At 41.6% G+C, this 10,598-nt stretch carries 9 protein-coding genes; 7 read left to right on the forward strand and 2 right to left on the reverse strand.

Annotated features, from left to right (window positions below; genetic code table 11):
• Positions 1–30 precede the first annotated feature (30 nt).
• Positions 31–636, reverse strand: coding sequence for a class I SAM-dependent methyltransferase (locus Q1K78_RS15815; RefSeq protein ID WP_300181038.1), 606 nt, complete (start codon positions 634–636; stop codon positions 31–33).
• 283 nt (positions 637–919) lie between these two features.
• On the opposite strand from Q1K78_RS15815, the gene hutI reads away from it, so the two are divergent.
• The 7 genes from hutI to Q1K78_RS15850 all read left to right on the forward strand — a co-directional run bounded on the left by hutI (position 920) and on the right by Q1K78_RS15850 (position 10,042).
• Positions 920–2,143, forward strand: coding sequence for an imidazolonepropionase (hutI, locus tag Q1K78_RS15820; RefSeq protein ID WP_300181041.1), 1,224 nt, complete (start codon positions 920–922; stop codon positions 2,141–2,143).
• A gap of 8 nt (positions 2,144–2,151) precedes the next feature.
• Positions 2,152–3,186 (forward strand): formimidoylglutamase, encoded by a 1,035-nt coding sequence (hutG, locus tag Q1K78_RS15825; RefSeq protein ID WP_300181044.1) that lies wholly within the window; start codon positions 2,152–2,154, stop codon positions 3,184–3,186.
• Positions 3,187–3,219: 33 nt separating this feature from the next.
• Entirely contained in the window at positions 3,220–4,914 is a 1,695-nt protein-coding gene (gene hutU, locus Q1K78_RS15830; RefSeq protein ID WP_300181047.1) for a urocanate hydratase, read from the forward strand.
• An 89-nt stretch (positions 4,915–5,003) separates the two neighbouring features.
• Positions 5,004–6,536: a histidine ammonia-lyase gene (gene hutH, locus Q1K78_RS15835; RefSeq protein ID WP_300181050.1), complete on the forward strand. Its 1,533-nt coding sequence runs from the start codon at positions 5,004–5,006 to the stop codon at positions 6,534–6,536.
• 149 nt (positions 6,537–6,685) lie between these two features.
• The gene (locus Q1K78_RS15840; protein WP_300181053.1) at positions 6,686–8,002 is read left to right on the forward strand and encodes an MATE family efflux transporter; all 1,317 of its coding nucleotides are present in this window, start codon (positions 6,686–6,688) and stop codon (positions 8,000–8,002) included.
• A 9-nt stretch (positions 8,003–8,011) separates the two neighbouring features.
• The gene (locus tag Q1K78_RS15845; RefSeq protein ID WP_300181055.1) at positions 8,012–8,257 is read left to right on the forward strand and encodes a DUF2164 domain-containing protein; all 246 of its coding nucleotides are present in this window, start codon (positions 8,012–8,014) and stop codon (positions 8,255–8,257) included.
• Positions 8,258–8,413: 156 nt separating this feature from the next.
• Complete coding sequence (locus tag Q1K78_RS15850) at positions 8,414–10,042, forward strand: methyl-accepting chemotaxis protein (RefSeq protein WP_300181058.1); 1,629 nt, start codon at positions 8,414–8,416, stop codon at positions 10,040–10,042.
• A gap of 55 nt (positions 10,043–10,097) precedes the next feature.
• Here Q1K78_RS15850 and Q1K78_RS15855 read toward each other — a convergent pair.
• Positions 10,098–10,598, reverse strand: a 501-nt coding sequence (locus Q1K78_RS15855) for a cupredoxin family protein (RefSeq protein ID WP_300181061.1), incomplete at its 5' end; no start/stop codon positions are given.

Below are 10,598 nucleotides of genomic sequence, written 5' to 3' on the forward strand. Positions count from 1 at the left end.
TTTTATATCTAGGTAGTAGGTAAACTACATTTACTTATGCATTACTATCGTAAAATCTTCATCGGCATAGCCCGTAATTAACTGGCTGTTTGGGCATAAACTTAAACAGTAATTAAATACTTGCTCTGGATCATGAGCTTCTAATAACTGGCTTTTTTTAAAGTGTTGGTTGTTTAACAAATTAAAAATGGCAGCCTCTTCTGCTTTTTCATACATATCGCGTATTACTTTTGCATGATAGCTTTTGTTTCTCGCACGATAATTTAACGAACCACTTGCCACCACAATATCAGCCGCAGGCAATTTTTTAGACGAAAAATCCCCTTTAATAAACTCACAATTATCCTGATGTACGAACTGTTTTTTAGCTTGTTTGATAAAGCTCGATTGCTGATCAATGCCAACATAAGATTTAACACAGCAACTCATGTCTAGAAAGGTTTTTAAATCTCCATATCCACAACCTAAATCAAGTACACGCTTATTTTCAAAATCCAGTGCATTCGCTATCGTTTTAAAGCGTAAAAACTGAGCTTCAGTCGAACTCCATCCTAAACTTTTAGCATGATCGCCTGAAAATTGCTTTTGTCTTTCATCATGAAAAAGATGGATCGTTAATCTATCTAATAAATGCACATTATTACCTGCTCTGCTTTATTTCCTGAAAGTGTACTCTTCACGGCTGTTCTTTTCACCTGCTTAACGTTATCTACACCGTATAAATATGATTACATTATTCGAGAGAGATCCCCCATAGCTCTTCAACCGTAGTATCTTCTCAAAACTGGATATTTAATGGTCAATAATTATTCTTTTGATCACAATCCCATTACACTCTACCTTGTATTAACCCATAAAAAAGATTATCTATTTGTATATACATATTAATTTATCCGTTAATTTACATAGGCAGATACTCATGGATAGAATTTTTACGAATCTTAACCTAGTCACAATGAAGACAGATCTGTCTACGCCAAATGATGGCTATCAAATTATCCAAGATGCAATGGTAGGCGTAACGAATGGAAAAATTGAATACGTTGGACACTCCTGCCCCGAGATATTTCACGGTCATCCTGATGTTATTGATTGTGGTAATGCTTTAGTCACTCCGGGGTTCATTGATTGTCACACTCACCTTATCTTTGCCGGTAATCGAGCGAATGAATTTGAACAACGCTTACAAGGTGTTCCTTACCAAGACATCGCACGGCAAGGTGGCGGTATTTTATCGACCGTCAACGCGACTCGACAGGCCAGTGAAGATGAATTGTACCATTTGGCCGTTCAACGCTTAGAAGGACTTAAACGTGACGGCGTCACTACTATCGAAATTAAATCGGGTTATGGCTTAACACTTTATGATGAACTAAAAATGCTCCGAGTCGCCAAACGTATTGCTAAATTACCAGATATGAAAGTCTCCTCTACCTTATTGGCAGCGCACGCTCTTCCTCCTGAATACAAAGACAAGCCTGACGATTACATCACCTTAATTTGTGACTCAATCATTCCTACGGTAGCCGAACAAAAGTTAGCGGATCACGTTGATGTATTTTGTGAAGGGATTGGGTTTTCAGTAGAACAATGCCAACGTGTTTTCGATGCTGCGTTAACACATGGATTAGGCATAAAAGGACACACTGAACAATTATCAAACTTAGGTGGTAGCGCCTTAGCCGCCTCAATGGGCGCAAACTCTGTTGACCATATTGAATACCTTAATGAAGATGGGGTTAAGTCTTTAGCTAAACATCGTACCGTTGCCACACTTCTCCCCGGTGCATTTTATTTTTTGCGAGAAACACAGCTGCCACCCATCGACTTATTACGTAAACACCATGTACCAATGGCGATTTCGACAGACTTTAACCCCGGCACGTCTCCAATAGCCTCTTTACGGATGATGATGAACATGGCCTGCACCTTGTTCAGATTAACCCCAGAAGAAGCTCTGCGCGGTGTTACCTGCAATGCAGCTCAAGCCCTTGGCTTACAAAGCTCTCGTGGACAAATCTCCGTCGGCATGGAGGCTGATTTTGCATTATGGCAATTGGATTCCCCCGCCGAGCTCTCTTATCGCTTAGGCGTTCCTGATCTTATTGCCAGAGTGGTTGATGGTAATGTTTTTTATAATTAAGGGAACTCATGAAAGATAATCATACAATTGATATGTCCGTTTGGCATGGCAGAGTTGATCCCGAAGATGGCGAACTCGGTTTACGTTGGCATCAAAAAATAACCCCTTTAACTAACTCATCTCACGATGGGATCACTCTTATTGGCTTTGCGTGTGACGAAGGTGTTTCTCGCAACAAAGGTCGTGTTGGTGCTTATTTTGCACCGCAAGCGATCCGCCGTGCATTAGCGAATCTCGCTTGGCACCATCAAGGATCTGTTTTTGATGGCGGTGACGTATATTGTGATGACGACAATCTTGAGTTAGCGCAACAACAACTTGGTGACTCGGTTGAACACGCCCTGTCCAATCAACAGCAAGTCATTGTTTTTGGCGGTGGTCATGAAGTGGCATGGGGATCATTCCAAGGGCTTGCGCGTCATTTAAAACAGAAGAGAACGCCAGAAAAGGATAACCCTCCACGCATTGGGATCATTAATTTTGATGCCCATTTTGATCTAAGAAATCCGCCAACATCGAATGACAAGTCAGATCAATTATCGCATCAACGTATTGGTAGCTCTGGCACTCCATTTCATCAAATCGCTCAATATTGTGACGCTAACGATTGGCCATTTAATTATGCCTGTTTAGGGCTAAATCGTGGCAGTAATACACAAGCCCTTTATCAAAAAGCAAACGAGCTTGGTGTACTTTATTTTGATGATACCGAATTAACCCATTCTAATTTATCTCATGTTAAACAGGTGTTAACTGACTTTATCGCGAACAACGATTATCTCTATCTCACTATCGACATTGATGTTTTTCCTGCCTCAGTCGCCCCAGGGGTTAGTGCGCCTGCGGTGAGAGGTGTGCCATTCGAGATTATAGAATCGCTTATTGTCGATATTTTATCGGCTTCAACTCATAAAGGTCGCTCTAAATTACGTTTGGCTGAACTGGCCGAATACAACCCAAACTTTGACATTGATAATCAAACCGCACGCTTAGCCGCAAGGTTAGCTTGGACTATCGCCCGTGGCATGAAAACCAACAAATAATGGCCTCGGCCTATCACAGCAAGGAGAGCAACAATGACACACACCTCATCGTCTAATCCTCGACTAGATGAATCTCGGACTATTATCGCGCCAACAGGCACTGCATTAACGGCGAAGTCTTGGTTAACCGAAGCCCCACTTCGTATGCTAATGAATAACTTACATCCAGACGTCGCTGAGCACCCTCATGCGTTAGTGGTATATGGGGGTATTGGTCGTGCAGCGAGAAATTGGCAATGTTACGACAAGATTGTAGAAGTGCTAACCCGCCTTGAAGACGATGAAACCTTGCTAGTGCAATCAGGAAAACCTGTCGGTGTATTTAAAACCCACACCAATGCGCCGCGTGTCCTCATTGCAAATTCAAATATTGTGCCCCACTGGGCAAATTGGGAACATTTTAACGAGCTCGATAAACAAGGCTTGATGATGTATGGCCAAATGACGGCAGGCAGTTGGATCTACATTGGATCTCAAGGCATTGTTCAAGGCACTTACGAAACCTTTGTTGCTATGGCTCGTCAGCACTTTGATGGTAAAGCCGCTGGTCGATGGGTATTAACTGGCGGCCTTGGTGGTATGGGTGGCGCCCAACCTCTCGCAGCAACCATGGCTGGGTTTTCAATGCTTGCTGTTGAGTGTGATGAATCACGTATCGATTATCGCTTACGCACAGGTTATGTGGATCGCAAAGCCACCACATTAGACGAAGCATTGGCAATAATAGAAGAATCAAAACAGTCTGGTACACCCGTGTCTGTTGGCTTATTAGGTAATGCCGCCGATGTGTATGCCGATATCGTTCAACGCGGTATTGTGCCGGATATTACCACCGACCAAACGTCCGCTCATGATCCCCTCAATGGCTACTTACCACAAGGTTGGTCAATGGAACAGGCGGCAGAAATGCGCTTAAAAGACGAATCCATTGTCGTATCAGCAGCTAAAAAATCAATGGCAATTCAAGTTCAAGCCATGCTGGATTTACAAAAAGCAGGCTCTGCAACTGTCGATTACGGTAATAATATTCGTCAAATGGCCTTAGAAGAAGGTATCGCTAATGCCTTTGATTTTCCTGGATTTGTGCCTGCTTACATTCGTCCGCTATTTTGTGAAGGTATTGGACCTTTCCGTTGGGCGGCACTTTCTGGCGATCCAGAAGACATCTACAAAACCGATCAAAAAGTAAAAGAACTTATTCCTGACAATCCGCATTTGCATAATTGGCTTGATATGGCGCGTGAACGTATCCAGTTCCAAGGATTACCGGCTCGTATTTGTTGGGTTGGCTTAAAAGATCGTGCTCGTCTCGGTAAAGCTTTCAACGAAATGGTAAAAAATGGAGAATTAAAAGCACCGATTGTCATTGGTCGAGATCACCTTGACTCAGGTTCTGTTGCCAGTCCAAACCGTGAAACAGAAGGTATGATGGATGGCTCTGATGCCGTATCCGATTGGCCGCTGCTAAACGCCCTACTTAACACCGCATCGGGTGCGACTTGGGTATCGCTTCATCATGGTGGTGGCGTTGGCATGGGATTCTCTCAACATTCAGGCATGGTTATTGTTTGTGATGGTACCGATGACGCAGCAGAACGAGTTGGCCGAGTCCTACATAATGACCCTGCAACAGGGGTTATGCGCCATGCGGATGCGGGTTATGACATCGCAATCAATTGTGCTAAAGAACAAAACTTAGATTTACCAATGCTATCTGAACCAAAATAAGTAGCAATAAACCCTACATTAAAAATAATTATAAAGAATACCAACCTAGCGACACGAGTTGGTATCACAACCATAACGAGAAACAAATTATGTATTCATTAGAAATTATTCCAGGCACGTTATCTCTAAAACAGTTACGTGAAGTTAGCCGTCACCCTACTCAGCTTTCACTTCATCCAGACGCTTTACCCGATATGATCACCAGTGCCGAGGTGGTTGCTCAAGTGATCCGAGACGGTAAAACCGTTTATGGCATTAATACCGGGTTTGGGTTACTCGCCAATACTTGTATTGCAGAAGAAGATTTAGAAACGCTACAACGCAGTATTGTTCTGTCCCATGCTGCGGGTATTGGTCAATTCATGGACGACGCAACCGTTCGGTTAATGATTGTCCTAAAAGTAAACAGCCTTTCTCGCGGATACTCAGGCATTCGTCCACTGGTAGTAAATGCATTAATTCAATTAGTTAACTCTGAGGTGTATCCCTGCATTCCTAAAAAGGGGTCTGTGGGCGCCTCTGGCGATCTCGCCCCTTTAGCTCACATGAGTACAGTTTTACTAGGCGAAGGTGAAGCTCGTTATAAAGGCGAAGTAATTTCAGGACAAAAAGCCCTAGAAATAGCAGGATTAGAGCCAATAACACTGGCACCAAAAGAAGGATTAGCACTACTCAACGGAACTCAGGCCTCTACTGCCTTTGCTTTAGAAGGCTTATTTACGGCTGAAGATCTTTACGCTGCAGCCACCGTGTGTGGTGCCATGTCTGTAGAAGCCGCACTTGGCAGTCGTAAGCCGTTTGACCCTCGAATTCATCGCGTGCGTGGCCATCGCAGTCAAATGGATGCCGCTTTAGGTTATCGTCATTTATTAAGTCAAAACAGTGAGATCGGTCTTTCTCATCAATGCTGTGAACGAGTACAAGACCCTTATTCATTACGCTGCCAACCCCAAGTCATGGGCGCCTGCTTGCAACAGATCCGAAATTCAGCAGACACACTAGAAGTAGAAGCGAACTCAGTGTCAGATAATCCATTAGTCTTTGCTGAAGATGGTGACATTATTTCTGGAGGTAATTTCCATGCCGAACCTGTTGCTATGGCCGCTGATAATCTTGCTCTCGCCATTGCTGAAATAGGCAGTTTATCAGAGCGTAGAATGGCGCTTCTTATCGACAGCGGTTTAAGTAAATTACCGCCATTTTTAGTGGACAACGGCGGAGTAAACTCAGGCTTTATGATTGCTCAAGTTACCGCAGCGGCATTAGCCAGTGAAAACAAAAGCCTTGCTCACCCTGCTTCTGTTGATAGCTTACCAACGTCTGCAAACCAAGAAGATCACGTATCAATGGCAACCTTTGCAGCCCGTCGTTTAGGGGATATGGCCGAAAATACACGCGGGATATTAGCCGTCGAACTGCTTGCTTCGGCTCAAGGGTTAGATTTCAGAGCTCCAAACAAAAGCTCAGAAAAAATAGAACAAGCAAAAGCTATGCTGCGTGAACGTGTCGATTTTTATGACAAAGACCGTTATTTCGCACCAGACATTGCCAAAGCAAACGCCCTATTGCTAGAGGCTACATACAATCAACTAATGCCTGAATCATTATTGCCAAGTATTTGATTTTATAAATAACAGATAAACTTAGCCCTTATTTAAACCGAAGTCGATTCGCTAATAAGGGCTTTTTTCTACTATCTTCTTTCTGAATTTGTGTCTTGCTCTATAATCAGTACAATGACCAATCAATACTTACTGAGCACCTCATAATCATGCCAACCCCTTCTCTTTCAAAACAGCTTTTTCAAATGACATGGCCAATGATGTTTGGTGTACTTTCTTTAATGAGCTTTCAATTAGTCGACAGTGCCTTCATTGGACAACTAGGTATTTTACCCCTTGCAGCTCAAGGCTTTACCATGCCATTACAAATGGTAATTATTGGCCTGCAAGTTGGGTTAGGCATAGCAACGACAGCCGTTATTGCCCGAGTTCTTGGCGCCCAACAACCTCAAAAAGCAAAACAATTAGGTGGATTAGTCATAATTTTGGGTGCCGTAATGGTATTCACTATGTGCTTGATTATTTGGTTTTCTCGTGGGCCTATTCTCTCGTTGCTGGGAGCACAAGCCGATGTTTTCCCCGTTATTGATAGCTACTGGCCGGTTTGGTTAGCAAGCTGTTGGACTGGTGCCATGATTTACTTTGCTTACAGTGTGTGTAGAGCAAACGGAGACACCAAGTTACCCGGTTTAATGATGGTAATCACCAGTATATTAAACATGATTTTAGACCCTATTTTTATTTTTCATTTTGATCTCGGGTTAAACGGCGCGGCGTGGGCAACGATCCTTTCTTTCAGTATTGGCTTTTGTATTATTCTTCCTTCTATTTTCAAACGTCATTGGATTTCTTTTTCTTGGCATGATCTGCCAATAGCTCAATCGATTAAAGAATTGAATGCTGTTATGTCACCCGCGATGATGAGCCAATTATTGCCACCACTCTCTTCACTGATGGCGACTAAAATCATTGCAGGATTTGGCGCAGCGGCGGTTGCTGGTTGGGCAATGGCTTCTCGTATCGAATTTTTTGCTATTGTTGTTGTACTTGCGTTAACCATGTCGATTCCACCAATGGTCGGAAAGATGCTAGGCGCTAAACAGTTCGATGATATTCAAAAGCTGATCCGTATTGCCGCTAAGTTTGTATTAACGTGGCAGATCGGCCTTGCTATCTTGTTATTCATAGTAGCCAAGCCTTTAGCGAACCTATTAAGCACTGACAGTAATGTCATCAGCGTTATTCAGGCCTATCTTATGTGGGTTCCGATCAGCCTCAGTTCTTTGGGTATCTGTATGTTGATGGTGTCTGTTTGTAATGCACTTGGGGTTTCAATGAGAGCGTTAACCATTTCTATATTGCGACTTTTTGCCTGTTTCTTACCAATGATATGGCTAGGTTCAACCTTGTTTGGGTTGCATGGTGTATTCATGGGCGCATTAGTGGGCAATACGATGGCAGGAATAATGGCGTGGATAATGTACAATAAAGCCGTTCATAACCTTCAAAAAAAACATAACCGCTAAGGACAGAGAATGACTACAATTACGATACCAAAAAATAAACGAGATGAATTAATTCACAAATTTCAAGGCTATTTTGAACAAGAACTCGGTATGGAATTAGGTCAGTTTGATGGTGAGTTTTTGTTAGATTTTATTATCAAACAAACTGGCCCTGTGTTTTATAATCAAGGCTTAGCGGATGCTCAAACAATTATCGAGCGTAAAACACAAGATATTGCTGATGAAATATACGAAATAGAGATGATAGAAGAGTAAACATAAATATTTAATTGATACATTTGTGACTCAAGGCAAATAAACTTATATCTAGTTACATTTAAAATCGACAAAACCGTGACAAAAGCCTAAAACTTGCGAACATTTGACATAAATATTACATTATTTACTTTTTCTCAAAAATAAGAGACTTAAATGCAATTTTCTTTAAAAAATACATCAATACGTATTCAAGTATTACTTCCTGTTCTGTTTACCGCTTTGGCTCTTTTTGCTTCTTTATGGTATACGGCAGCAACTTTAAAAAAAGAGCAAGATATAATTGCTGACAACACAGCCTCATTTGTTTTCTATAAAGACCAACTAGCAAAAATTGATGACCAAGTGTATCCATTACGTATCGGGGCGGTATACGCGATTTATGATCCTACTCGTCGATCTTCATTTCTTAACGAAATGACCAATGATCTTAAATCGATTGATAAACTTCTTAATGAATTAGAAGATCGACAAACATTCAACAGCGATGTTGTAAAAGTTCGTGCAAGTATTTCTGCTTATGTCGATTTCACAAAGAAAGTCATTACTCATTCAGAGAGAAAAGAACGCGGCCTTCCTGTTAATGAAAATTACGATTCGATGATAGCAAGCTACCGTGAAGCAGGTAATAACATGGTTGGAACCATTAATGACCTATCTCAACAGGTAAATAAGTTTTCTGACATTCTAATGAATGAAAGCTATGAAAAAAACATTCAAGTAAAGAATACCGCAGCAATTACTATTATCTCAGTATTTATTGTTTCATTACTTACCGCTTGGTGGTTATCTGGTTTAATTGTTTACCCAATTCAAAAATTACAATCGCTGATCCGTCGTTTAGCTGAAGGGGACCTAACCATTCGTGCTGATACCGACGGTAATAATGAAGTCGCTGAATTAGGCAAAGATATCAATACAACAGCAGCTCAACTTCAAAAAACAGTAGCAGCATTATCTCGCATTAGTGAAGATGTCGCTGCAGCATCAACTGAATTAGCCGCGGTAATGACAGAGTCAGAAGCCAATTCACAAAAAGAATTGAGTGAAATTGAACAAGTGGCCTCTGCGGTTAATGAACTATCAAGCACTGCTGATAACGTAAGTGACAATGCACTTTCTGCGGATAAAACCGCTCGTGAAACGAGTGATCTTGCTCGTTCTGGTTTGGACATATTTTCCCAAAGTACAGATGCAAGTGACAAAATGGCGATCGCTTTAACTGATGCTGCTACTGTAGTACATCGCTTGAAAGAACAATCAGAGCAAATTAATAACGTGGTTGAAGTAATTCGTGGAGTTTCTGACCAAACGAACTTACTTGCATTGAATGCTGCCATTGAAGCTGCTCGTGCTGGTGAGTCAGGTCGTGGTTTTGCCGTTGTCGCTGATGAAGTTCGTCAACTTGCTGCTCGCACTCAATCATCAACTCAAGAAATTCAAACGATCATTGAAGCGCTTCAAGAGCAATCAGGTTTAGCGAATAACAGCATGCAAACAAGTCTTGATATGTTAGAGCTAAATAAAGAGCTAACAGCAAAAGCAGGTGATGCTCTGGTTGGTATTACCGAATCTATCAATGCGATTAATGATATGAACACTCAAGTTGCAACTGCGGCTGAAGAGCAATCTCAGGTGACTCAAGATATCAACCGTAACGTAGTAAATATGTCTGAGCTAGTAAATCAAAATGTAACAGGCATTAGCCAAAGTGCAAGTGCAAGTAACGAGTTATCTCGCTTAGCTGAGCAACAAAAAGAGCAATTAGCTTTCTTTAAATTGTAATAAAAAAGCGGTAAGGCCACCCACCTTACCGCTTTGTTATATCAACAATAATAACTTATAACGTTACTTTCTTCACCATCCCTGCTTCTGCATGCCCTGGAATATTACACGCAAATTCTACGTTATTATCCCCATGGAAATGCCATGTAATCTGTTTTGCTTTACCTGGTTGAACCGTTACTGTGCTACCACTGTCATGAGCATGGCCTGATGTCATTTTCTTCATCATTTCACGATGTTCTAATTGCTCAGTTTCATTACCAATTGAGAATTCATGATCGATTTTACCTGTATTCATGATCACAAATTGAACGATATCATTAGGTTCAATATCGACTTCTTTTTTAAAGGTCATTTTCATATCGTCAGATAAAATGACATGAACGACTTTATTTGCTTTCATGCCGGTTGCTGGCATTCCTACCGCATTCATATAATCCATAGACATACCTTCTATTTTACTCATGTCCATTTCTTTCATATCCATTGAACCGTGATCCATTTTACTGTGGTCCATCTCAGCCATTGCTGAGCTTGCTACTAATGATAATGCGAT

Origin of the sequence: uncultured Aliivibrio sp. (genome assembly GCF_946479765.1) — a bacterium.
GTDB lineage: Bacteria > Pseudomonadota > Gammaproteobacteria > Enterobacterales > Vibrionaceae > Aliivibrio.

Excerpts from the sequence above, each read along its gene's own strand:
- Q1K78_RS15840 (WP_300181053.1), top strand. The coding sequence starts at position 6,686 with ATGCCAACCCCTTCTCTTTCAAAACAGCTTTTTCAAATGACATGGCCA.
- Q1K78_RS15845 (WP_300181055.1), top strand. The coding sequence starts at position 8,012 with ATGACTACAATTACGATACCAAAAAATAAACGAGATGAATTAATTCAC.
- hutH (WP_300181050.1), top strand. The coding sequence starts at position 5,004 with ATGTATTCATTAGAAATTATTCCAGGCACGTTATCTCTAAAACAGTTA.
- Q1K78_RS15850 (WP_300181058.1), top strand. The coding sequence starts at position 8,414 with ATGCAATTTTCTTTAAAAAATACATCAATACGTATTCAAGTATTACTT.
- hutU (WP_300181047.1), top strand. The coding sequence starts at position 3,220 with ATGACACACACCTCATCGTCTAATCCTCGACTAGATGAATCTCGGACT.
- hutG (WP_300181044.1), top strand. The coding sequence starts at position 2,152 with ATGAAAGATAATCATACAATTGATATGTCCGTTTGGCATGGCAGAGTT.
- hutI (WP_300181041.1), top strand. The coding sequence starts at position 920 with ATGGATAGAATTTTTACGAATCTTAACCTAGTCACAATGAAGACAGAT.